At 34.7% G+C, this 23,763-nt stretch carries 22 protein-coding genes; 15 read left to right on the forward strand and 7 right to left on the reverse strand.

All coding sequences use genetic code 11. The features are described from left to right. The first annotated feature begins 141 nt into the window (after positions 1-141). Complete coding sequence (locus tag A9G31_RS07775) at positions 142-1,299, forward strand: M20 aminoacylase family protein (protein WP_065561160.1); 1,158 nt, start codon at positions 142-144, stop codon at positions 1,297-1,299. A gap of 68 nt (positions 1,300-1,367) precedes the next feature. Here the strand turns inward: A9G31_RS07775 and ygfZ are convergent, their stop codons facing one another. After that, positions 1,368-2,243 carry a tRNA-modifying protein YgfZ gene (ygfZ, locus tag A9G31_RS07780; protein WP_065561161.1) on the reverse strand — a complete coding sequence of 292 codons (876 nt, stop codon included), beginning with the start codon at positions 2,241-2,243 and terminating at the stop codon, positions 1,368-1,370. 284 nt (positions 2,244-2,527) lie between these two features. Between ygfZ and ilvI the strand changes: the two genes are divergently transcribed. The 4 genes from ilvI (at position 2,528) to A9G31_RS07800 (ending at position 8,465) form a co-directional block, all read left to right on the forward strand. Beyond that, entirely contained in the window at positions 2,528-4,246 is a 1,719-nt protein-coding gene (gene ilvI, locus A9G31_RS07785; RefSeq protein ID WP_065561162.1) for an acetolactate synthase 3 large subunit, read from the forward strand. Continuing rightward, positions 4,246-4,740, forward strand: a complete 495-nt coding sequence (ilvN, locus tag A9G31_RS07790) for an acetolactate synthase small subunit (protein ID WP_065561163.1) — start codon at positions 4,246-4,248, stop codon at positions 4,738-4,740. Before ilvI ends, ilvN begins: the two co-directional genes overlap by 1 nt. Positions 4,741-4,913: 173 nt before the next feature. Beyond that, a complete protein-coding gene (locus tag A9G31_RS07795; RefSeq protein ID WP_065561164.1) occupies positions 4,914-7,091 on the forward strand; it encodes an IgaA/UmoB family intracellular growth attenuator in 2,178 nt (725 codons plus the stop codon). 723 nt (positions 7,092-7,814) lie between these two features. Continuing rightward, positions 7,815-8,465: a DUF421 domain-containing protein gene (locus tag A9G31_RS07800; RefSeq protein WP_065561165.1), complete on the forward strand. Its 651-nt coding sequence runs from the start codon at positions 7,815-7,817 to the stop codon at positions 8,463-8,465. A 63-nt stretch (positions 8,466-8,528) separates the two neighbouring features. On the opposite strand, the gene A9G31_RS07805 is transcribed toward A9G31_RS07800, so the two are convergent. Continuing rightward, positions 8,529-8,801: a DksA/TraR family C4-type zinc finger protein gene (locus A9G31_RS07805; protein ID WP_065561166.1), complete on the reverse strand. Its 273-nt coding sequence runs from the start codon at positions 8,799-8,801 to the stop codon at positions 8,529-8,531. Between the two features lie 162 nt (positions 8,802-8,963). Here A9G31_RS07805 and msrA point away from each other — a divergent pair, with 162 nt between their 5' ends. From msrA to msrB, 3 genes are read left to right on the forward strand one after another with little or no spacing between them, the layout of a single operon-like run. Further along, on the forward strand, positions 8,964-9,494 hold the full coding sequence (gene msrA, locus A9G31_RS07810) for a peptide-methionine (S)-S-oxide reductase MsrA (RefSeq protein ID WP_141671414.1): 531 nt from the start codon (positions 8,964-8,966) through the stop codon (positions 9,492-9,494). A 15-nt stretch (positions 9,495-9,509) separates the two neighbouring features. After that, positions 9,510-10,037, forward strand: a complete 528-nt coding sequence (locus A9G31_RS07815; RefSeq protein WP_065561168.1) for a cytochrome b — start codon at positions 9,510-9,512, stop codon at positions 10,035-10,037. Positions 10,038-10,085: 48 nt separating this feature from the next. Further along, positions 10,086-10,529: a peptide-methionine (R)-S-oxide reductase MsrB gene (gene msrB, locus A9G31_RS07820; protein WP_174798341.1), complete on the forward strand. Its 444-nt coding sequence runs from the start codon at positions 10,086-10,088 to the stop codon at positions 10,527-10,529. A 60-nt stretch (positions 10,530-10,589) separates the two neighbouring features. On the opposite strand, the gene lptG is transcribed toward msrB, so the two are convergent. Continuing rightward, on the reverse strand, positions 10,590-11,654 hold the full coding sequence (gene lptG, locus A9G31_RS07825) for an LPS export ABC transporter permease LptG (protein WP_065561170.1): 1,065 nt from the start codon (positions 11,652-11,654) through the stop codon (positions 10,590-10,592). Between the two features lie 10 nt (positions 11,655-11,664). After that, positions 11,665-12,768, reverse strand: a complete 1,104-nt coding sequence (gene lptF, locus A9G31_RS07830) for an LPS export ABC transporter permease LptF (RefSeq protein WP_065561171.1) — start codon at positions 12,766-12,768, stop codon at positions 11,665-11,667. A 137-nt stretch (positions 12,769-12,905) separates the two neighbouring features. Here lptF and A9G31_RS07835 point away from each other — a divergent pair, with 137 nt between their 5' ends. The 6 genes from A9G31_RS07835 (at position 12,906) to ruvB (ending at position 19,822) form a co-directional block, all read left to right on the forward strand. Then, the gene (locus tag A9G31_RS07835) at positions 12,906-14,384 is read left to right on the forward strand and encodes a leucyl aminopeptidase (protein WP_065561172.1); all 1,479 of its coding nucleotides are present in this window, start codon (positions 12,906-12,908) and stop codon (positions 14,382-14,384) included. Between the two features lie 16 nt (positions 14,385-14,400). Then, a complete protein-coding gene (locus A9G31_RS07840) occupies positions 14,401-14,856 on the forward strand; it encodes a DNA polymerase III subunit chi (protein ID WP_065561173.1) in 456 nt (151 codons plus the stop codon). Between the two features lie 580 nt (positions 14,857-15,436). Further along, entirely contained in the window at positions 15,437-17,644 is a 2,208-nt protein-coding gene (gene dnaX / locus A9G31_RS07845; protein ID WP_065561190.1) for a DNA polymerase III subunit gamma/tau, read from the forward strand. 31 nt (positions 17,645-17,675) lie between these two features. Then, complete coding sequence (locus tag A9G31_RS07850) at positions 17,676-18,014, forward strand: YbaB/EbfC family nucleoid-associated protein (protein ID WP_065561174.1); 339 nt, start codon at positions 17,676-17,678, stop codon at positions 18,012-18,014. A 181-nt stretch (positions 18,015-18,195) separates the two neighbouring features. Next, a complete protein-coding gene (gene ruvA / locus A9G31_RS07855; protein ID WP_065561175.1) occupies positions 18,196-18,804 on the forward strand; it encodes a Holliday junction branch migration protein RuvA in 609 nt (202 codons plus the stop codon). A gap of 13 nt (positions 18,805-18,817) precedes the next feature. Beyond that, entirely contained in the window at positions 18,818-19,822 is a 1,005-nt protein-coding gene (gene ruvB, locus A9G31_RS07860) for a Holliday junction branch migration DNA helicase RuvB (protein WP_065561176.1), read from the forward strand. A gap of 93 nt (positions 19,823-19,915) precedes the next feature. On the opposite strand, the gene cysK is transcribed toward ruvB, so the two are convergent. The 3 genes from cysK to yfbV form a co-directional block, all read right to left on the reverse strand. Then, the gene (gene cysK, locus A9G31_RS07865) at positions 19,916-20,881 is read right to left on the reverse strand and encodes a cysteine synthase A (protein WP_065561177.1); all 966 of its coding nucleotides are present in this window, start codon (positions 20,879-20,881) and stop codon (positions 19,916-19,918) included. A gap of 489 nt (positions 20,882-21,370) precedes the next feature. Next, positions 21,371-21,877, reverse strand: coding sequence for a primosomal replication protein PriC (gene priC / locus A9G31_RS07870; RefSeq protein WP_065561178.1), 507 nt, complete (start codon positions 21,875-21,877; stop codon positions 21,371-21,373). Positions 21,878-21,882: 5 nt separating this feature from the next. Continuing rightward, positions 21,883-22,347 carry a terminus macrodomain insulation protein YfbV gene (gene yfbV, locus A9G31_RS07875; protein ID WP_065561179.1) on the reverse strand — a complete coding sequence of 155 codons (465 nt, stop codon included), beginning with the start codon at positions 22,345-22,347 and terminating at the stop codon, positions 21,883-21,885. A gap of 195 nt (positions 22,348-22,542) precedes the next feature. On the opposite strand from yfbV, the gene A9G31_RS07880 reads away from it, so the two are divergent. Then, positions 22,543-23,748, forward strand: coding sequence for an acetate kinase (locus A9G31_RS07880; protein WP_065561180.1), 1,206 nt, complete (start codon positions 22,543-22,545; stop codon positions 23,746-23,748). Positions 23,749-23,763: the final 15 nt, after the last annotated feature.

The raw sequence follows: 23,763 nt of genomic DNA on the forward strand, positions 1-23,763 counted from the left end.
TATTATTTTTTCAATAGATGTAATATATAACTAAAATTGATATCCATAGTAAAATTAGTTATTTTTATAAAAGTAAAAATTGCGTTATATTGTTAGCTAGCTTGTTGAACTGCAAGTTATTCAGTAACTAAGGAATTACTTATGATATCTAATAGCATTAATCAATTGAAAACCGATATGATAGCATGGCGTCATCATATTCACGCCCATCCAGAAACAGCCTTTGAAGAGGTTAAAACCACGCAATTTATTATCGAAAAGTTACAATCCTTTGGTATTACCGAGTTATATACTGATTTTGCTCCAACAGGAGTTGTTGGTATTATTAAAGGTAATCGTGATGGACGATGGATTGCTCTGCGAGCTGATATAGATGCATTAGATATTATTGAAGAAAATAATATTAATTATTGCTCAACCATTTCTGGCAAAATGCATGGGTGTGGTCATGATGGGCATACTGCTATGTTATTAGGAACGGCTAAATATCTTAGTGAACACCGTGATTTTGCTGGTACTGTTGTTTTTATTTTTCAACCGGCTGAAGAAAACGAAGGAGGAGCCAGAGTAATGGTTGAAAATGGCTTATTTGAACGATTTCCGATTGAAGCAGTATATGGCATGCATAATCAGCCTAATATGGAGTTAAATCACTTTTATATTAATCATGGTCCAATGATGGCATCGTATGATGTATTTGAGATCAAAATAACGGGTGTTGGTGCTCATGCCGCTGCGCCTCATCTAGGAAAAGATACAATTTTGACAGCTACGCAAATCGTAAATGGATTACAAAGTATTGTGAGCCGTAATGCTGATCCTTTAAGTTCATTGGTAGTTAGCGTAACACAAATTCATAGTGGTGATACTTGGAATGTGTTACCTCAGGAAGCGGTTATTCGCGGTACTGTTAGGACATTTAGTGCACAAGTACAAGATATGGCTGAAAATCGTATTAAACAAATAGCAACAGGTATTGCCACAACATTTGGAGCCAAGGCGGAAGTAGATTATCAACGCCGTTACCCTGCTACCATCAATTACGCTAAACAAGCTGAGATTGCTATTGCAGCTGCTAAACAAGTTGTGGGACAAGATAACTTAATTATTGATCCTCTCCCTTCAATGGGTTCAGAAGATTTTGCTTTTATGCTACAAAAAATCCCTGGTGTTTATGTATGGTTGGGTGCTGGTAAAGGGGCTAATTTGCATAATCCAGCTTTTAACTTTAATGATGAAGTGTTAACAACTGGTGTAAGCTATTTTGTTGAAATAGTTAATCAAGAACTTACTAACTAAGTTAAAACGAGATTCCAACCACAGCTGGAATAAACGTTGTGTTATTCCAGCTTATTAGTCGAAAACAATTAAAATGTCATTCGGCTATTGTCATTTCCATATACTCTAAATGGCGTATTTAAATCAATTCCATTATTAAGTACCACTTGGACACAAACACCGTCTTTTTCGTCTAGTTTTGCCACAGCTAACACAAGTCCCCCTTCTCGCCAACCACCGGCAAGTTTATACTCAAGCGTACTGCCTATTTTAGGTAGAACATCACTCGTGCCCTTTATAACATACATCCCACGAGTATTTGCTCCACGAAACTGCGCTCTAGCTACCATTTCTTGACCACAGTAACAACCTTTTTCAAAGCTGATTGCGTCATAAGATTGCAAATTACAAGCTTGTGGTAATAATATTGCCATATTGTCATTGTCAATAATAGGGTAACCAGCTTGCAAATCAAGTTTTAGCCAGTCGCTACATGGATGTAAATCTTCAGAAATAGGATCCGGTGTTACCATAATAACGCGCATTTGTGGTAAAGGTAGTTTGATATAGGTGATATTATTTTCAGTAAAACAATTTTTATCGTTTAATTTTTCTGCTATTTCAGAAGGGATTGCATCTCCAACCAAGCCGACCATATTTAAATCTTCGACTGGTTCAATAGTTACTTTAGAAAAAACAGCGTATCTTGCTAGTTCGGCAACCTGTTTTTTTACAACGCTTTTACGTTCAATATAGTAAATATCATTACCTCGTTGAAATAACAATAAAGTAGTCCACATTCTGCCTTTATTGTCACAATGAGCAGCATAAAGCGTAGATTGTTCTGAAAGTCGGTTAATATCGTTGGTTATTTGACCTTGCAGGAAAGTGCGGTTATCCTCACCAGTAACTTTAACTAATTGCCAGTCAGCAAGAGAGGTTGGTTTAGAAGAAATATTGCTCATATTTGTACCTTTGGGTGATGAAGAATCCTAGTACCGTTATGGCTAGAAATACTTATCTTCTGAGTTTATATAAAAAATAAAAAAATAACAATAAAATCAATTAGCAATATTTAAATAAAATAGATAGATTACAGATATTATTCATAATATTTTAAAAATTAAATTTGTTAGTAGATTATTTTTTCTATAGATCCCTTAGGCAATTGACTTTAATTGATTTTATTTATAAGTTGATGCAAAATGAACCACTAAATGACTAATCAGTTACATTGGAGGCAACAACCATGGCAAAACTGTCAGGCGCAGAGATGGTTATTCAATCTTTGATTGACCAAGGAGTAAAACAGATATTTGGCTATCCCGGTGGTAGTGTTCTTGATATTTATGATGCCATTCACACGTTAGGAGGCATTGAACACATATTAGTTCGTCATGAACAAGCTGCGGTACATATGGCTGATGGTTACGCCAGAGCAACAGGAAATGTTGGTGTTGTTTTAGTTACATCAGGACCAGGGGCAACAAACACTATTACGGGCATTGCAACAGCTTACATGGATTCGGTTCCACTGGTTATATTGTCTGGACAAGTTGCTAGTAACCTAATTGGTAATGATGCATTCCAAGAGTGTGATATGATCGGAATTTCGCGTCCGATTGTTAAACATAGCTTTTTAGTCAAAGATAGTAAAGATATTCCAGAAACCATTAAAAAAGCATTTTATATTGCATCGACAGGTAGGCCTGGTCCAGTCGTTATCGATCTACCGAAAGATATTGTTAATCCGGCTAACAAATACAATTATCACTATCCAAAATCAGTTTTAATGCGATCTTACAACCCAACTATTCAAGGCCATAAAAAACAGATCAAAAAAGCATTAACCACGTTGTTATCGGCTAAAAAACCGGTGTTATTTATTGGTGGTGGGGTTATTGCTGCCGATGCTAGTGGCGAAATTAAAACACTTGCAGAAAAATTAAACTTACCTGTCGCTTCAACGTTAATGGGTATTAGTGCTTTTCCAGGAACCGATAAACATTATCTTGGTATGATTGGCATGCATGGTGTTTATGAAGCTAATATGGCCATGCATAATGCCGATGTAATTTTTGCAATTGGTGCACGTTTTGATGATCGAACAACCAATAATGTTGAAAAATTTTGTCCAAAAGCCAAAATTATTCATGTTGATATCGATCCGACTTCTATTTCAAAGACTATATCAGCTTCAATTCCTGTAGTTGGTGATGCAAAAGTTGTTCTTGAAACGTTGCTATCTATGTTAGATGAGTTAAATACAGAACGTGATCTTGACGCATTAATTGATTGGTGGAAACAGATAGAACACTGGCGATCACGTCACTGCTTAGCTTATAACCATGAAGGGCAAAGCATTAAACCACAAGAAGCGATACAAGTGTTATATAAACTAACCAAAGGTGATGCATTTGTGACGACCGATGTTGGTCAACATCAAATGTTTACTGCGCTTTATTACCCATTTGATAAACCGCGTCACTTTATTACCTCGGGTGGCCTTGGCACAATGGGGTTTGGATTGCCAGCGGCGCTTGGGGTTAAATTAGCGTTCCCTAAAAAGACTGTAGTTTGTGTAACGGGCGATGGCAGTATTCAAATGAATATTCAAGAGTTATCAACCGCGTTGCAATATGGCTTACCTGTGCTTGTTTTAAATTTAAATAATCGTTTTTTAGGTATGGTTAAGCAATGGCAAGATATGATTTATGCAGGCAGGCATTCTAGCTCTTATATGGAATCACTCCCCGATTTTGCCAAGATTGCCGAAGCCTATGGTCATGTTGGAATGGTAATTACTAAACGTGAAGAACTAGAACCAAAACTCAAACAAGCCTTAGCCATTAAAAACCGCTTAGTTTTTGTTGATGTTATGACCGATGCTACTGAACATGTTTACCCAATGCAAGTTCGTGGTGGTGCAATGAACGAAATGTGGCTTAGCAAAACGGAGAGAACCTAATGCGTTATATCTTATCAATTTTAACCGAAAACGAACCGGGCGCATTGTCACGAATTATCGGCTTGTTTTCGCAACGTGGTTTTAATATCGAAACTATCACCACTGCGCAGACTGAAGATCCTACCATGCACCGCATGACAATACAGACTAGTGGTGACGAACACGTCCTTGAACAGATCCAAAAACAGCTACATAAGCTAGTTAATGTTTACCGCGTACATGATTTAACCGAAGGACCTCATGTTGAGCGCGAAATTATGCTAGTTAAAGTCGCTGCAAAAGGATCTGATGCTCGTGATGAAGTTAAACGTTGTGCTGATATTTTTAGAGGATCAATTGTAGATGTAACAGCGACACATTACATCGTACAATTATCAGGGACTAGCGAAAAACTAGACTCATTTTTAGCTTCGATACGCGAAACTTGCAACATTGTTGAAATTGTTCGCTCTGGCATTATTGGTTTATCGCGTAGTGAAAAAACAGTTAAATAGCTATATTTATAATTAACATATTTATAGATAACTTATTTAATCAAAGGCGCATTATGCGCCTTAATTTTGTCAAAGATACAATAATAAAAAATATAAAATATAAAATATAAAATATAAAAGAAAAGTTATATTGTTAACTTTATTACTAGCAATAATATAAGGAAAATATAGGGATGGAGTTTTATTGGTTATTTAAAGTTTTTTTGATAGGACTTGCTTTATTTTCTTGGATTAGCTATAGGTCAGAAAGACATCAAAATAAACAAAATTTAAATGATATTGTTAATGAACGCATTTCAATAAGAAAATTAACTGAAGATGAATTTCAGCTTCTAAAACCTTATTTGGATAATAAATGGTTGGTGTTTCCTTATAAATATCAATCTTCTCTAATTGATTTAGAAGTATCAGAGTTAGTAGGGAATTGTGTACGACATAGTTTATACACAAATTCTGAAGAAACATCTTTTTATTATGAGATTGGCGGCATTGAACTCTTTTTTCCTTATAATATGTATCATCATATTTCAGATTTTAACGAGGTTGAAGTTGTTTTTACCCAAAGATACGCATTTGTTGTTAAAATCAATGGTTATGATATAAAAACTGCTGCAGAGTCTCAAAATGGGGGCATATACTCAGAACTCGATGAACCTTGGCTACAAGAACAATCTTTTGATCTTGAAACTTTAGAAGATGAGGAGTCAAGTAGCGGTAAAGCAACGAAAATAAAATCAGAAACTGATAACAAAAATAACTATGTTGAATTGTTAGAGCGAGAAGAAACACCATTAGAATCAAAAAATAAAAACAAAAAAACGAATGGCATATTATCAGCGTTTTTTTTGATATCAATGACAGTATCTTTCCTGATGTATTGGCATTTGACTAATTCTGCCATTCTTGTTTTAGTCATTTTTAGTTTTATTCTTTTTATTCTCTTTTATTGGTATCAGCCAAAGTCTAAATACGATTTACATAAAGTAAAATGTATTAAAGGCTTAATTACCTCTAAACAAACTAATACCAAAAAAGTGACTGTTGGTAAAAATTATATTTTAAACGTTCCACATTATTGGTTGCCGTTCCTTCCTGATAAATCGTCTATTCCAGCTAACATGGAGGTAACAGTAGATGATAAAAACTTAATTTGTTATCAAAATATGCTTTCAATTAACAACGAAATTGAACGATTTGGGCCACCCAAATTTGTTAAATGCAATTTAATCCTCTTTATTACAGGCATTGTTTTATCTATTGTTGTCTATTTTCAAGCAAGTATTATTGATAATGCGTTATTGGCTTATCGGACTGTTAATGAAAGTATAACATCTTGGAATCTAGAAGATGAATCAACCTTAAAAAATAGCCCAATTAAAAAAGGTGATTTGGTTAACATAAAAATGAGTGGCGTATCGTGTGATGTCAATGAAAAGAGCAATGAAAAAGGATGCCATACATTATTTATCAACAATCAACCTATTGAAAATAATCACGTAGCATCAATGGCGGATCAAATGAAAAGCTTGTTTGATAATAATTTTATTGATACTCGTATCGATCGTGATGTTATGAGAGTTCAGCAATATCAAGACAGATTGAATGAAATGTATAAACAATATGATAGACGAGCATCAGTCTATAGCATGAATATCAGAAGCCTTTATACAAAACTAAAAAATATAGGAAAAATTGTTACTACTTTAGATAAAGCTTGCAACGTTTTTGAATTGGATTGTCATAACGTTAGAAAAGAATTATCTATATTTTATAATAGTTCTAATTGGCAAGAAATAGTTAAAAATGCTGAACAGTATCCAAATTATGATGAGGTGGTTGATAGCAAATTTATATCTAGGCTTGATAGCTTAATTTCAACATTAAAGAAAGATATATTAGTAAAAATAAAGGATACGGTTTCAAATTATCAGCATCAAAAATCAAGCTTAAAAGTTGATTTATCTAATTATAGCTATAAAGATATAAGCACTCTAGAAAATGTAAATAATGGCAATCTTACACAAGATTCATTATTAGAATTAAAGTTAAATCATTATTATGATGTTCTATTGGCCAAAGCAGGAATAATTAATGTTGTTGGATTGGTTAAAGACATTTATTATCAAGATGACGATACAATATCAGGTTTAAAGGTTGATGCAAATTATTGTTACAGTATGAATTTAAATGATCTATTTTCATTAACATCGCCAGTTTTAATAAGCCTTGTTATTTTTAGTGTTACTAGCTTAATCTCATTCTTTAATGGCATAATAATGTGTTATAAATTAATTGCAAACCGTCGACGACAAATAGAAATCATTAAATTTTATAAGAATAGAATAATATAAAGATTGCCTTTAAATTTTTTATTTTAGAAAATTTAATCCTAAGTTCCAACGATAATATATATTAAACTAAACTCTAAAAGTAAATATATAAGATTCAACTTTTAGGGTTTAGTCTAGGCTATTCACTAATTTTTTAAATCGAACCTAATAACTAATGCTAATGATTAACCTCAAAACGTAAAAAATATTGAAGCTCTACCAAACTGATACACGCTACAGGTATTTTTTGTAAACCAATACTCTACCGAAGATATTTCATATCAAAAAACACGCTATATCTCCCAACTACAAAACAACCCTCATCACTTCTATTTACGTTTCTTTAAAAAAACTACTGGCTACGAACTTTGTATTATACTTATTACTTAAATGATTGAATAACAAAACACCCCAACTAGCAAGACTTAAATTTTGTTCTTTTGTTCTAAACAGTAAAAGGCAAACATAAAAACGCCGATTTCAATACTACATAATAGAAATTAGTTATCGCAATCAAAGCAATAATCTTATAATTTGTTTAAAATTTAGAGTAAAATACAATCAATAAATTGTATTAATAATCATACCTTGTTTTAGTAAAAAACAGCTACTCATTGATTATCGATTAAGCAGAAATTATACCGGTTTTTACATAAATTATTACCCGTTTCGATACAGAAGTTTCTATTGATTCTGCATTTGGAATTGTAGTTCAACATATTTTGTTTAGCTTGGAGAAAGGAAATGTATTTATTAGAAATGGCACCAAAATTTTTATTAGCTTTAATTATTTTACTTGTTTATGTGAAGTTATCGGGCAAAAGCCAAATAGCACCTATGTCACAGCTTGATCAGGTCGGTAGTATGGTCATTGGTGCGCTAGTTGGGGGGGCCTTACTTAGCCCAACAGTATCTTCTTGGGAATCGGCTGGATTAGTGGCTATTTGGGCTGGCCTACTTGTTTTAATTCGATTTATCAAATCTAAAAACTCACGTTTACGCGATGTCATAGATGGTGAACCAATCCAACTTGTTAAAAATGGGCATTTAATAACGGATAATTTTGTTAAAGCCAACTTACCAGTAAGGGATTTTGAAACTTTAGTCAATATACAAGGCATAGCTTCTTTTGATGAGTTAAAAGAGGTTTGGTATGAACTAAATGGTTCGTTAACTGTTATCAAAAAAGGTGATAAAGATATTGCCTTGCTTATTATTGAAAATGGCGGTATTAGCCATGACAATTTAGAACAACTTAAAAAAGATGAAAATTGGGTTAAACAAGAGATTGAAAAACAAGGTTATGAAAAATTAGAAGATATTTTTTGTGCTGAATGGTTTGATAATAAATTAATTGTTTATCCTTATGACGCTGTTCGTGAAGGTAAAAAATAACTATTGTTTGTATCTTAGGGTGGGTAATAATCCACCCATCTTTTAGCTCAATGTATCTTTAAACTAACGTAGTTGGCTATCTTTGCTACCACGACGATTATATAAACTTGATGTTTTAGCTAATTGTTTATCGATTTCTTGTTGGCAAGACAAACAAGATTGTACGCCAGGCAATGCTGACCTTCTGGCTTCTGTAATAGGCTCTCCACATTCAATACAAAAATGAGCACTAATTGTACCGTGATTGAGTTGTCTTCTTGCGTTTTCGATAGCATCAGTAATAGTGCCTTCGATTTGTTGATTAACGGCATCGTCAGACGCCCATCCACTTGCCATAAATGAATCCTTCTATAACTGAAATAGTTGGCTAATGGTATGGTGTTTTTTTAAATATTTTCAAGTAGTATGCTAATTTAAAACAGTGCATTTTAGTGTTAATGATTATGCCGAAGTTAAGCAATAAATAGAAGAATTGTTTAACATATTAAGTGGGAGGTTATTATGCAACAATATGAACAAGCAACATTTGCTGGTGGTTGTTTTTGGTGTATGGTTAAACCCTTTGATAAGTATGAAGGGGTTATTAGTGTTGCGGCAGGATATACTGGGGGGAATGTAATCAATCCAACTTATCAACAAGTCTGCTCAGGCACAACAGGTCATACTGAAGCGGTACAAATTACGTTTGACCCAAAAGTCATTAGTTATAAAAAATTGCTTGAAATTTTTTGGAAACAAATCGATCCAACTGATTCACAAGGGCAATTTGCTGATCGAGGTGATTCTTATCGTCCTGTTATTTTTTATCATAATGAATATCAACATAAACTAGCATTATCGTCTAAACAAGCGTTACAAGATAGTAAAAAGTTTAATAAGTCTATAGGTGTCGCTATCGAGCCTGCGGTTGCTTTTTACCTAGCTGAGGATTATCACCAAAATTATTATACAAAACAACCCCAGCATTATAATCAATATTATCAATTATCAGGGCGATCAAAGTTTTTAGTACAGCATTGGCAAAAATAAAGAGGCAATTGAATTATGCAAAACTATCCGCAATATAGTAGTAAACAAAAATGGAACCATTGGTTAACATTGATACTGATTGTATTAACGTTTTTATTAGTGTTATTTAAGGTGACGTTGTCACATTATTTGGGTGGTATGTTTACTATTTATTTATTGCATAAATCTTTTGGCGTGTTGATATTTGTAATAACCTTGTGGCGTTTTACAATTATTAAAGCTGAAGGTGTGCCTAATGTCTTGCCCAAAAATCAAAAACTACAACGTATTTTATCGAAGTCCATACAAGGGTTTATTTACATTTTTTTAATTATTGTGCCTCTGTCTGGGTACTTAATGAGTAGTCGGTCGCTGAATTTTTTTGGCATCATTTCTATTCCGGCTATTGATATGCCTAACATGTTTTATGATTTTTTTCATATTATGCATAAGTTCAGCTCATATTTATTAGCAATTTTACTTATTTTACATATAGCTGGCGCCTTATATCATTATTTTTGGATTAAAGATAAAGTATTGCAATCAATGTTAAATCGTAATTAATTCTATTATTTAAAATAAATAACATAAAGGTGACTTATGAATAAAACAATGAAGGAAAAAGCACTGTCCATATTAACACCTATGCAATATCACGTAACTCAAAAAAATGGGACTGAACCACCGTTCGAAAACGAATTTAACTCTAATCATGAGGAAGGGATATATGTTGATATTGTATCTGGCGAGCCGTTATTTACTTCGTTAGATAAATTCGATTCAGGATGTGGCTGGCCTAGTTTTGCTAAACCGATAGAAAAGGGCAATATTGTTGAAAAAAAGGATACCAGTTTTGGTATGCGACGTATTGAAGTGCGATCTGTGGAAGCTGATTCTCATCTTGGACATGTCTTTAATGATGGTCCAAAAGAGTTAGGAGGATTACGTTATTGTATTAACTCGGCTTCCTTACGATTTATACCTAAAGAGGAACTAGAAGATGCAGGTTATGGGCAATATTTAAACCTGTTTGATAAACAATCACAGACAGCATAATCGCACAAATATAAAAGTCCTATCATCTAAATCAGATGATAGGATAAAATTTTAAAAGACCTAGTTTTTCCTTTTAAATAAAATATAACTAATCAATAAAAATACGAAACTGGTTATAAGCGAACCAATAACAGGGTAAATACCAATAACAATACTTACTTGGGCAAACAAATTATCGGCAATATAAAATAAGAAGCCAAAGCTGATGCCTATCACCACACGAATCCCCATTGATACGCTACGTAATGGACCAAAAATAAACGATAAAGCTAACAACATCATCACAGCAACTGAAATTGGTTTAATGATCTTTTTCCAAAACAGCAAATCATAATACTTAGTATCTTGCCCAGAGTTTTTTAGATATTGTGAATACTCATAAAGCCCTGAAGCCGACAACGAGTCAGGATCAAATGCGACAATATTTAATTTATCAGGAGTAATGCTTGTTTTCCAAGGCATGGATATCGTATTTACACCAACTACTTTATTGGGCACTGTTAGATCATTTTTTTCAACTTGCGATAATGTCCAAGTATCATTTTCATACACTCCATAAGCAGCATAGGTAATAGATTGAAGCTTATTTTGGTCAACTGAATAAATATAAACATTCGAAATCGAATTATCGTTATTTACATGGCCAATAAAAACATAATCATTACCATCTTTAGCCCAAAGACTGCCTTGTTCAGCCATTAACGAATTACCATAAAGCTTTTCAGAACGCATATTGCGTGCAGTTTGTTCGCTAACTGGAGCACCCCATTCACCAACCGCCATTGTAATTAGTACTAGTGGTAATGCTGTTTTCATCACCGCAAATGCAATTTTGAAACGACTAAAGCCAGATGTTTCCATTACAATTAATTCACTGCGGGATGCTAACAATCCTAAACCAATCAATGCACCCAATAACGCAGCCATCGGGAAGAATACTTCTAAATCTTTTGGAGCCATTAAAAGCGTATAAATACCGACAGAAAACGCATCATAATCAACTTTAATTTTTCGAAGCTGATCAATAAAACGGATGATACCCGACAAACTGATAAGTAAAAAAAGACTAACACCAATGGTGCTTAAAATAGTTTTACCGATATAACGATCTAAAATCGAAAACACGCTTTGCTCCTTAAGATGCAGAATATTTTAAGCGAAGTTTACGCATAAATAGGTTATCCCAACAATTCAATATTATCGCTAACACAAAATATCCTAAATTCAATATATAAAACCACAATTCGGGATCTAACCGACCTTTACCTGCATTAGCCTTAATTGAACTGGCTGATAAAAAGTAAACTAAATAGAGCAGTAAAGCAGGTAAAACTTGTGCAAGGCGTCCTTGTCGTGGGTTTGATACGCTCAGTGGAATAACTAAAAAGGCCATTAATGGCACTGAAATAATTAGCGTTATCCGCCAATAAAATTCTGCAATAGCTTTAGGTGTATTGGTGTTAAGAAGTTCTAATATTCCCAGCTGCTGAACATCGACTTTATCGGCATCCTCGTTAGTGTTTAACTCTTTGGGTTTAATGATTCCTAAATAATTATGAAAGTTTGAAATTCTAAAATCTTTTAATTGTGCTGTGCCTTCATAACGATTAGCATTTTCAAGTGTAATAATTTGGTTACCTTCGTTATCGTGCCCTGTCTTCCCTTTATTGGCAATAATAATCGAAGGTCGTTGATTCGCTTTTGGATTGATTTGAGCAATAAATACATTGTCTAAATTGTTATTATCTACATTACCAATGTAAATAACTGAATTACCATCTGGAGTTTGTTGGAATTGCCCTGCTAATAATCCAGCTAAACTAGGATTGATCTTAGCATTAGCAACCAACTGATCTTGCTTAACGTTAGACCAAGGACCAAACCAAAGTGAATTCATTACGGTTAATATGCTAGTTAAAATGCAAAGAAAAAATACTACTTGATAAGTTAAGTTTTTCTTAACACCACATGCATGCATTGCTACCATTTCACTATCAGAATAAAGTCGCCCGAAAGTAACAAGTACACCAAGAAAAAGGCTCAGCGGCAAAATAATATCGGCCATATTTGATACGCCTAAAACTAGTAACGGCATAATTAATTCATGAGGAATTGAACCATCAATTGCGCTCGACAAAATTCTAATTAATTTTTGAGAAAAGAAAATTAGCAACAAAATAAATAAAATTGCCCCTTGGGTTTTCAATGTTTCTTTCACTAAATATCGACGAATTATCACATCTTACCTTTATCTGTTGGCACAAAACCGGACTATTATAATCTGATTTGTTTCGTTTTAGTTATCTTTTTGTTGCTATCCAACAATGAACCGATAGAATATAAATTATCTGTACCAATTCACAAACGAGAAGCACCATGGAATTTCAAATAAAAAACAGCACTATTATAACTAAGCAAAAAACAGAGTGTTTAGTTGTTTCAATTGATTCAGGAAAAAGCCAGTCTGATTTTGTCAAAGATATCGATAAATCAACCAATGGTTTAGTTAGTCAACTTATCAAATCAGGTGATATAAGTTGCGAACTAGGTAAAACTACCTTGCTATATCCAAACAACAATTTAAAACAAAAACTTTTATTTGTTGGTTGTGGCAAAGAAAAAACATTTGACTCAGTTCAAGCTAAAACCGTTATTAAAGCGGTAATAAAAGAACTACTAGCCAAAAAAATTAAAAATGTCGCATGGGATCTATTAGCGTTCAATGAAGTAAGTAGCTTTGAAATAGCCAAACAATTGCCGCAAATTATTAGCAATATAACTTATCGGTTTGATGAGTTTAAAACGACTAAAGATCCTGTACCAACTCTAACTAAAGTGACATTATTAATTCATGATGAAAAAGCGTTATCAGCATTAACTGATAACTTGTCACAAGGGCAAATTATTGCTAATGCTATTACCGCAACAAAAACAATTGCCAATATGCCGTCAAATATTTGTAACGCAAAATACTTAGCCGAACAAGGTAAACAACTAGGCAAACAGCATTCATCATTAAAAGTAACCTGCCTTGGCGAAAGCGAATTGGCAAAATTAAACATGAACGCCTACTTAGCAGTAGGGCGGGGCTCGCAAAACGAATCAATCATGACCATTATTGAATACAAAGGTGCTAAAGATAAAAAAGCCCAGCCGTATGTTTTAGTCGGCAAGGGACTAACCTTTGATTCAGGAGGAATATCAATCAAACCATCTGCAGGCATGGACGAAATGAAATACGATATGTGCGGTGCGGCAACCGTTTATGGTGTTATGCAGGCTGTGGCAGAGTTAAAATTACCTATTAACGTTGTTGGAGTCATGGCGGGTTGTGAAAACATGCCTGACGGCAACAGCTATCGCCCTGGCGACATATTGACAACCATGTCAGGTACTACAGTTGAAGTGATTAATACTGATGCTGAAGGTCGCTTAGTCTTATGTGATGCTTTAACATATGTAGAACGTTACAATCCAAAAACTGTTATTGATATTGCCACTTTAACCGGCGCTTGTATCGTTGCATTGGGACATCACTATACTGGAGTAATGGGTAATAACGACAAATTAATTGCACAATTGATCTCATCATCTAACAAAGCAGGCGACAAAGCATGGGAGCTACCGATTGATAGTGAATTCCAAGAACAAATCAAATCAACTTGTGCTGATATTGTTAATGCTGGTGGTCGAGATGGCGGCACCATTACTGCGGCATGCTTCTTATCACGTTTTACCGAAAAATATCAATGGGCACATCTAGATATTGCTGGCACAGCGTGGAAATCTGGTGGGAAAAAAGGTGCAACGGGTCGTCCAGTTGCCATGTTGATTCAATATCTGCTAGATCAATAAATCGAGCTAAGATTTTATGAAAAAAGTGATCTTCTATTTACTTGAAAACCAAACAGAAGCTAACGAGTCTGGCGTGCTTTTTTATGAAAAACTAGCATGCCAAAAAATAATTGAAGCATGGCATGCCAATCAGCGTGTGCAAGTTGCTTGTCAAGATCAGGCTCAAGCAGAACGAATAGACGAGTACCTATGGCAACTCGAAACCGACAATTTTGTTCCGCATAATTTGGCCGGTGAAGGCATGAAAGGGGGATCACCTGTTGAAATTAGCTGGCCACAAAAACGCAGTAGCGGCACACGTCAGCTACTTATTAATTTACAAGAACAATTTCCTGAATTTGCAGGTGTTTATCGTGATATTATCGATTTTGTGCCAGTTGATGAGCAGTTAAAGTCATTAGCAAGGGAACGATACAGGTTGTATAAAGAGGCAGGATTTAATCTTAAAACGATTTCAATTAATTGCGAATAATATTAGGGAAGTTTTTTTATTTCTTTACTGATTGTTTTTTCTAAAAGCTAATATAAAAATTAAATAAAATCAATAATATACTGGAATGTTTTTTAATGGTGAAATCTGCGCATTATCCAAAAACTCAAAATTCACGCCAACCGTTTTTTTATTGACAGGTAAAAATTAATGAAAAACAATAAATTAAAATCATCTTGTAGAAAAGGGTATTTTAAAGTAGAAAACCTGTTTTGCTTTTGCAAAACTATGTTTATAGTATATCTGCTTCTAGATTAACGCCGTATAGGCTGTTTAGAAACATTTGAACAGTATTTAAAAGATATCGATGAGGATTAACGCCGTATAGGCTGTTTAGAAAAATGCTCTTTTTAGTTGTGCTTTCTTATATATTCCCTTTTATAATTTGTTAGGTATGTTTTGGTTAGCACTATTACACTTCTATTTTTTAATAGCAAATTTAGGTTTTCTCAAGCTAAATTTTGTTGATTAATATTGCATCGATTATTGACTGTATCAAGACTATTTTGCCAGTTTATGATATAATTAGAGCCAAATTCAATGGCAATGAGTTATGGTGATTATGAGTTATCAAGTTCTGGCACGCAAATGGCGACCAAAATCATTTTCTGAGGTTGTGGGGCAGCAACATGTCCTTAAAATTTTGTCTAATGCACTTTCGCTAGGGCGAGTTCATCATGCTTATTTGTTTTCAGGCACTCGAGGCGTAGGTAAAACGTCAATTGCGCGTTTGTTAGCAAAAGGACTGAATTGTGAAACTGGCATTACAGCTACACCATGTGGAGTTTGTGATAATTGTCGTGATATTGAACAAGGTCGTTTTGTTGATTTACTTGAAATTGATGCTGCATCTCGTACCAAGGTCGAAGACACTCGTGAAATACTTGATAACATCCAATATTTACCAACTAAAGGGCGCTTTAAGGTTTATTTGATTGATGAAGTGCATATGTTATCGCGCAGTAGCTTTAATGCACTTCTTAAAACTCTAGAGGAGCCACCTGAGCATGTTAAGTTTTTATTGGCAACTACAGATCCGCAAAAATTACCTATAACGATTTTATCACGTTGTTTGCATTTGCATTTAAATGTATTAGATACAACATTAATTGGTCAGCAACTTGAACATATTTTGAAATTAGAGCAAATCAGCAGCGATCCGAAAGCCATTGGGTTATTAGCTAAAGCCGCTAATGGTAGTATGCGTGATGCGCTGAGCTTAACCGATCAAGCGATTGCTTTTGGTAATGGTAAGGTCGATGCAGAATCAGTGTCGGTTATGCTTGGTACACTTGATAAGTCGGTTCCTTTTGCAATTGTTGAAGCATTACACAATAGTGATGGTAATGCCTTAATGCAACAAGTTGAAATAGCTGCTATACAGGGCGCTGAGTGGGATAATCTGTTAGCTGAAACCATTACCTTATTGCATCAAATTGCGTTATTACAAGTAGTGCCAACTGCTTTGGGTGATTATACTGATAATGAAGAGCGCATACGTTTTTTAGCGCAATATATGGCGCCTAACGATGTGCAGTTGTTTTATCAAATTTTGCTAATGGGTCGTAAAGAGCTTTCTTTTTCGCCTGATAAAAAAATTGGTGTCGAGATGAGTTTTTTACGCGCTTTAGCCTTTATGCCAAAGGTGGTTGATGCTGTTACACCACCAGTTATGGCTAGTTCGGCATCTGTTCAAGGCAATAAGCAGACTCAAACTCAAAAGCAAACTAAAGAGCCGCCTAATACCCAATCGCAATCACAAGCAGTAATGCATGCGAATGTATCAAGGCAAGCAGAAGCTAATAATCAGGCTGTAAATCAAACTAAAAAACAATCTCGAATTCAGCAATCTGATCCTATACTTGCAACAGTGAGCCAGCCAGTTAATCATACCGAACAGAATACACCACAACCAGTGGTAAGTTCGCCATTAACAAATGAGCAAAGTCAGCACCACGACTTAAACGATTTAACTGTTTTGTCTTCAAAAACAGCTTCAACATCTAAAGCTAAACCAGTAACGGCGGATCTAACGATTCCTGATGATGTGTCGTCAGTGACTAAAAGTGTTTTAGAAATGCGTATGCAGTTGATGAAAGAGGAACAAAATCCAAAAAAGTCTGAATCGGTTGATGCAAATCAACCACAAAATTTAATAATAAACAAATCATTAACACGAATTAAACAGAGCGTTGTGTCAGTAAACAATATCGATAACAACGATAACGGCAATAGCAAAGAAGAAATTACCGCTGAAAATTATCGATGGCAAGCCAGTGGTCTAATTGCAATGAAGGAAGAATTGTTGGTCGATACTAAGGCTTTTCGTGAGTCACTAAATGGTGATAAAACTCCTGAAATGACTAAGAAATTAATTACCGAAATGGCGCAAAAAGATGCCTGGTGTGCCGAGATTGAGCAATTAGATTTACCGCCGTTAATTAAGCAAATCGTAGTTAATTCAGCTTTTGAACAAGTAGATAGTGGAACGATTGTGTTGCATTTGCGTTCAACCGTTAAGCATTTAATTAATTCGGTATCGAATGTGATCAAGGTAAAAAAAGCGCTATGCAAACATCGTAACCAAGAGCTTGATGTAGATATTATTATTGATGATGTGAATTATAAAACACCAGTTGAAATGCGCGAAGAGTTATACCAAGAAAAACTTGCGCAGGCGAAGATAGCCATTACCGAAGATTCAAAAGTGGCTACAATTTGTCGATATTTTGATGCTAAGATTGATGAAGCCAGTATTCGTCCTGTATAATGCGGACTATATTTTTTAATGAGGAATTATTATGTTTTCAGGTGGAAAAGGTGGTTTGGGCAATTTAATGAAACAAGCCCAACAAATGCAAGCTAAAATGCAACAAGCACAAGAGGAGATCGCTAAATTAGAAGTTACTGGCGAATCAGGTGCTGGCTTAGTTAAAGTCACTATTAATGGTACTCACAGCTGTAAGCGCGTTGAAATTGATCCATCGCTTATGGCTGATGATGATAAAGAGATGTTAGAAGATCTTATTGCTGCGGCTTATAATGATGCGGCTCGCCGTTTAGATGAAGCACAAAAAGAAAGAATGGCTCAGGTTACTGGTGGTATGCAATTACCACCAGGTTTTAAAATGCCGTTTTAAGTTAACGCACTAATTTAGTTAGTTAAACTTTTTATATTGCCGACTTTGAGTATCAAGTCGGCAATATTGTTTTTTTATTGCCTGTCTATTTATACAGTTTTTCTTTATTATTTTTTTGCTATCGGGTAAACTACACCTTATTATTTGCTTATTTGTTATGCTTTATTATTAAGGATATATTGTGATTGGTCGTTTACGTGGTACCATTATTGAAAAGCAACCTCCTAAAGTCTTGATAGAAGTCGGTGGCATCGGTTACGATGTGTTTATGCCGATGACCTGTTTTTATGAATTACCCGAAAATGGACGAGAAGTCATTGTGTTAACACATTTCTCCGTGCGTGAAGATGCCCAAATCCTGTATGGTTTTAATCAAGAACAAGAGCGTGAATTGTTTCGAGAACTCATTAAAGTTAATGGAGTTGGTCCTAAGTTGGCGTTAGCCATTTTATCGGGCATGTCAGCAGCACAATTCATTAGTGCTGTTGAACAAGGTGAAATTAAAACACTAGTTAAATTGCCCGGCGTAGGTAATAAAACTGCACAACGATTAATTGTTGAAATGAAAGATCGCCTTAAACATTTTGGTGAGCAATCATCAAATGTTAGCTTGGTTTCTGATATAGATAGTGTTCAAAAGTCAGCTAATCAAATTGAAAGCGAGGCTGTTTCAGCTTTAATTGCATTAGGCTATAAACCACAAGAAGCTAGCCGTATTGTTAATAAAGTAATTAATCCTGATATGGATTGCGAAACGCTGATTCGTGAAGCCTTAAAATCAGCATTATAAATAGAGATTTATTATGATTGAAGCGGATCGTTTGATTGCACCACAAGCGCAAAAGGAAGAAGAGTCATTAGATCGTGCAGTTCGTCCAAAATATTTAGACGAATACATTGGTCAACCGCAAGTTCGTGAGCAAATGAAGATATTTATTCAAGCCGCTAAACAACGCAGTGATGCACTTGATCATGTGCTTATTTTTGGCCCTCCTGGGCTTGGGAAAACCACATTGGCTAATATTGTCGCAAACGAAATGAATGTAAATTTACGCACTACATCAGGCCCTGTTTTAGAAAAAGCCGGCGATTTAGCCGCTATGCTGACTAACCTAGAGCCAAACGATGTGCTGTTTATTGATGAGATTCATCGGCTTTCACCTGTGGTTGAAGAAATTTTATATCCAGCTATGGAAGATTATCAATTAGATATTATGATTGGTGAAGGGCCTGCAGCACGTTCAATCAAAATTGATCTTCCCCCCTTTACATTAATAGGTGCAACAACCCGTGCAGGATCGTTAACTTCACCATTGCGAGATCGTTTTGGTATTGTACAACGACTTGAGTTTTATCGGGTTGAGGATTTGGAATATATTGTTAGCCGTAGCGCTAAATTTTTGGGAATGGATCTGTCAGACGAAGGTGCGCATTTAATTGCCCAACGTTCACGCGGTACCCCCCGAATTGCAAATCGACTTTTGCGCCGTGTGCGCGATTATGCCGATGTAAAATCAAAAGGTGTTATCGACAAAGAAATTGCTACTCAAGCGCTAGATATGCTTGATGTTGATAATGAAGGTTTTGATTATATGGATCGCAAATTATTACTGGCTATTATAGAAAAATTTATGGGTGGTCCTGTTGGTTTAGATAACATTGCCGCGGCAATTGGTGAAGAGCGTGAAACGATCGAAGATGTACTTGAACCTTTTTTAATTCAGCAAGGTTATATCCAAAGAACGCCACGCGGTAGAATTGCTACACCTCATGCGTATCACCATTTTGGGATTATTCAGGATAATTGAACAGTTAAAATTATACTAGTTTATGTTAACAAAAAGCGTGGCTATTTGCTCAGCCACGCTTTTTTATTAATCAAGTTTAATTCTATTTGGAATTTAACCGAGCTCTTTTTCAGTAAACATGCCACTAAATAAGTCAGTACTTAAGTAGCGTTCACCAGAAGAAGGTAAAATGACTACAATAGTTTTATTAGCATTTTCTGGTAATTTTGCTAATCGATCGGCAGCATAAACGGCGGCACCAGATGAAATTCCTGCTAAGATGCCTTCTGTTTCCATCAATTTGCGGGCTGTTTCGATCGCTTCTTCATTTGATACTTTTTCTACCACATCAATTAAACTTAAATCAAGATTTGCAGGAATAAAACCAGCTCCAATACCTTGAATTTTGTGAGGTCCTGGCTTAATTGGTTCACCAGCTAGTGCTTGACTAATTACTGGTGAGTTGGTTGGCTCAATGGCAACTGCAGTTATATTTTTACCTTGTGTTTTTTTGATATAACGTGTTACACCAGTAAATGTGCCACCAGTTCCTACTCCAGCAATAAAAATATCGATTTTTCCATCGGTATCTTGCCAAATTTCAGGACCGGTTGTTTTTTCATGAATTTCTGGGTTAGCAGGATTACTAAATTGTTGTAGCATCAGGTTCTTTTTAGGATCCCTTGCCACCATTTCCTCTGCTTTTTCGATTGCGCCTTTCATACCTTTAGCAGCTTCAGTTAATACTAAGTTAGCACCTAAGGCTTTTAGTAGTTTTCTGCGTTCAATACTCATGCTTTCAGGCATGGTTAACGTTAGTTTATAGCCTCGAGCAGCGGCTACAGCTGCAAGTGCAATCCCAGTATTACCACTTGTTGGTTCAATTAATTCAACATCAGTAGTTAATAAACCACGCTTTTCAGCATCCCAAATCATATTTGAGGCAATGCGGCATTTGACGCTAAAACTTGGATTGCGAGATTCAACTTTGGCTAAAATATTACCGTTACCAAAATGTTTTAATCTGACTAATGGTGTATATCCAATAGTTTGCGAATTATCATCAAAGATTTTACTCATATTAGAATCCTTATTTAGTCAAAGCTAGATAGGAGAGCCCCATCTTTCTAATTACTTAATTATATTTGCTATTATAAATTCATCTTAAAAAGATGGTACTAATTTATTATTATAATGATATTCATTTAAGATATAAGGGAAACTGCTGTTTACTGATAAGTTAAAGCAATAGTCATTTTTATTCACCCAAAATAAAATGCAGAAACCTAATGACATTAAAATATTTTCATCCACTAACAACCGAATCTTACTATAAAAAACCTTTTTCATTATATTATTATATAATCTAACTGTAGGATAACACCGAGTTGTTTATACTTCATGATTAAAATAATTCTCTAAAAACTTATAAGGTGTTTTTCACGAAATCGCTTTATGATGTTTAGCACGATATTCTTTTTATTGTATTTAATAAGAGTGCTGATTTTGGAACCGGTTTTTATTCGTATGATGAAACTAAAGTACTTTAAGATGTAATTATGTATTAATTTATTCAAAAATATCACTTTCCATTTCATATTCAATTCTTTTAATCGCCTGTTCACAGCGGTAAATTCGGTTATCAAGTGCGGCTATTTTGCTTTGATTGATAATTTCGGACGATAGGTCTAGCTCGTATTTCATATCTTGTAGTCGGCGCAAGTAATCTAGGTGACGCATATGTTTTTGGACTAAGGTTTCTGTAATAATATTCTGGAACCCTTTTTTGCGTAGGTTTTGGGTTGCTAGTTCACGCGTTAGGGCAGCAATTTGGTTAACTAACTTGTCAGATAAAAAAGTTATTTGTTCAACTTTTTCTAATTTTATATTAGCAACTAGCACTTGATAAGTTTGTTTGATTTTTTCAAGATAAAACGTTTTATCTGTTACTATTTTATTAGTTTGAAATAACTGCTCGTTAAAATAAGGTTCTTGAAATTGTTGCTCGTTTGCTAAATTAATTTGCTGTTCTAATTTGTCAATTTGCTTTTGTAGTATAGTGAGTAAATTTGCCATTGTGATTATTCTTTATAATAAGTTGAGCTATTATTGTCTTGACCGAAATAATCACCTAAATGCAATTTTGCTAGGTTGATAATTTTCATAAATGCTTCAAATGTTAATTTATTGTCTTCTATACTATTTTTTTCGGCAATAATTTTTTTAGCAATTAATTTTATTTTTAATTGGTTATAACAGTCAATTAAATTAAGCGGTAAGGGCGATAGTGCACGTCTTCCTAGCCAAAATATTCCTTGCAAAGGCATGCTTAAGGTGAATAGTATGGTTATTATTGTTACAGCAATTTGTGCTGGCATGAAATATTGCCAAAGGAGCAAGCCAATAATGATAGGAGGCAAGTATTTATTTGCGGTTTTTATGTGGTTAATAATTTTTAATTCAGGAAATGAATGTGTTAGTTGTTTGTCCATTGGGCAAAGCTTCATATACCTTTGACCTGCTTTAAATGTGGTTATTAAATTCATATTATTGTGATTCCTCGACATTCACTTCTTATTGTCTTAAAATAGAGCCCATTCAAATTGGGGACTCTCTCTATTTTATCTCAAAAAGCAAGATATCAGAAGTCACCTTAGCGTAGTCACATTGATTTTAAATCATGTGTAAAGTTACCAACTTTGATTGGTATATGTCTTTTTATTCAATTTATAGGAATTACTATGTCATCAAGTAATAACGCTCTTGTTCTTAATTGCGGAAGTTCATCATTAAAATTTGCCATTATAAACCCTGAAAATGGTGATGAGTTTTTATCTGGTTTAGCTGAATGTTTTCATCTTCCTGATGCTCGTATTAAGTGGAAGCTTGATGGTGTTAAGAACGAAGCGTCTTTAGGGGCTGGCGCAGCACACAGTGAAGCAATTCGTTTTATTGTTAATAGCATCTTCCCACAAAAACCAGAATTATTAGATAGCATTAACTCGATTGGTCATCGTATTGTTCATGGTGGTGAAAAATATACCCAGTCAGTTGTTATCGATGATTCAGTATTAAAAGGAATCGAAGAAGCATCTGCTTTTGCACCGTTACATAATCCTGCACATTTAATCGGTATTCGTGAAGCATTTGCAGCGTTCCCGCACCTAAAAACTAAAAACGTTGCTGTTTTTGATACTGCATTCCATACAACAATGCCAAAAGAAGCTTATCTATATGCTCTTCCAAACGAACTTTATACTAAACACGGTGTTCGTCGTTATGGTGCGCATGGCACAAGCCATTATTATGTTAGTCGCGAAGCTGCTAAATTATTAAATAAACCAGTTGACCAAACTAATGTTATCACTTGTCATTTAGGTAACGGTGCATCAATTACTGCTGTTAAAAATGGTAAATGTGTTGAAACTTCAATGGGTTTAACTCCGCTTGAAGGTTTAGTAATGGGTACACGTAGTGGTGATATTGATCCAGCGATTATGTTCTTCTTACATGATAACTTAAAAATGTCTGTTGCTGATATTAATAACCTTTTAAACAAAAAATCTGGTTTATTAGGTTTGACTGGTGTGAGCAGCGACTGCCGTTATGTAACCGATAATTACGATAAAGACGAAAATGCTAAAAATGCTTTAGATGTTTTTGTTCATCGCTTAGTAAAATATATCGGCGGTTATGCTATGCTTTTAGATGGTCGTTTAGATGCTATCGTGTTTACTGGTGGTATTGGTGAAAACTCAGAAGAAGTGCGTCGTATGACATTACAAAAATTAGGTATTCTTGGTTTTGAACTAGATCAAGAACGTAACCTTGCAGCTCGTTTTGGTAATGGTGGTACAATTACTAAAGATGGTTCAACTATTGCGATGGTTATTCCAACGAATGAAGAACTTGTTATTGCTCAAGATGCTGCGCGTCTAACTGCTTAATAAATATTCAAAACC

It is taken from the genome of Gilliamella sp. Gris1-4, assembly GCF_001690335.1.
Classification (GTDB): Bacteria; Pseudomonadota; Gammaproteobacteria; order Enterobacterales; family Orbaceae; genus Gilliamella; species Gilliamella apicola_P.

Bases quoted from the DNA above. Each gene is read 5' to 3' on its own strand.
- A9G31_RS07775 (WP_065561160.1), top strand. From the start codon at position 142: ATGATATCTAATAGCATTAATCAATTGAAAACCGATATGATAGCATGG.
- ygfZ (WP_065561161.1), bottom strand. From the start codon at position 2,243: ATGAGCAATATTTCTTCTAAACCAACCTCTCTTGCTGACTGGCAATTA.
- ilvI (WP_065561162.1), top strand. From the start codon at position 2,528: ATGGCAAAACTGTCAGGCGCAGAGATGGTTATTCAATCTTTGATTGAC.
- ilvN (WP_065561163.1), top strand. From the start codon at position 4,246: ATGCGTTATATCTTATCAATTTTAACCGAAAACGAACCGGGCGCATTG.
- A9G31_RS07795 (WP_065561164.1), top strand. From the start codon at position 4,914: ATGGAGTTTTATTGGTTATTTAAAGTTTTTTTGATAGGACTTGCTTTA.
- A9G31_RS07800 (WP_065561165.1), top strand. From the start codon at position 7,815: ATGTATTTATTAGAAATGGCACCAAAATTTTTATTAGCTTTAATTATT.
- A9G31_RS07805 (WP_065561166.1), bottom strand. From the start codon at position 8,801: ATGGCAAGTGGATGGGCGTCTGACGATGCCGTTAATCAACAAATCGAA.
- A9G31_RS07815 (WP_065561168.1), top strand. From the start codon at position 9,510: ATGCAAAACTATCCGCAATATAGTAGTAAACAAAAATGGAACCATTGG.
- msrB (WP_174798341.1), top strand. From the start codon at position 10,086: ATGAAGGAAAAAGCACTGTCCATATTAACACCTATGCAATATCACGTA.
- A9G31_RS07835 (WP_065561172.1), top strand. From the start codon at position 12,906: ATGGAATTTCAAATAAAAAACAGCACTATTATAACTAAGCAAAAAACA.
- A9G31_RS07840 (WP_065561173.1), top strand. From the start codon at position 14,401: ATGAAAAAAGTGATCTTCTATTTACTTGAAAACCAAACAGAAGCTAAC.
- dnaX (WP_065561190.1), top strand. From the start codon at position 15,437: ATGAGTTATCAAGTTCTGGCACGCAAATGGCGACCAAAATCATTTTCT.
- A9G31_RS07850 (WP_065561174.1), top strand. From the start codon at position 17,676: ATGTTTTCAGGTGGAAAAGGTGGTTTGGGCAATTTAATGAAACAAGCC.
- ruvB (WP_065561176.1), top strand. From the start codon at position 18,818: ATGATTGAAGCGGATCGTTTGATTGCACCACAAGCGCAAAAGGAAGAA.
- cysK (WP_065561177.1), bottom strand. From the start codon at position 20,881: ATGAGTAAAATCTTTGATGATAATTCGCAAACTATTGGATATACACCA.
- priC (WP_065561178.1), bottom strand. From the start codon at position 21,877: ATGGCAAATTTACTCACTATACTACAAAAGCAAATTGACAAATTAGAA.
- yfbV (WP_065561179.1), bottom strand. From the start codon at position 22,347: ATGAATTTAATAACCACATTTAAAGCAGGTCAAAGGTATATGAAGCTT.
- A9G31_RS07880 (WP_065561180.1), top strand. From the start codon at position 22,543: ATGTCATCAAGTAATAACGCTCTTGTTCTTAATTGCGGAAGTTCATCA.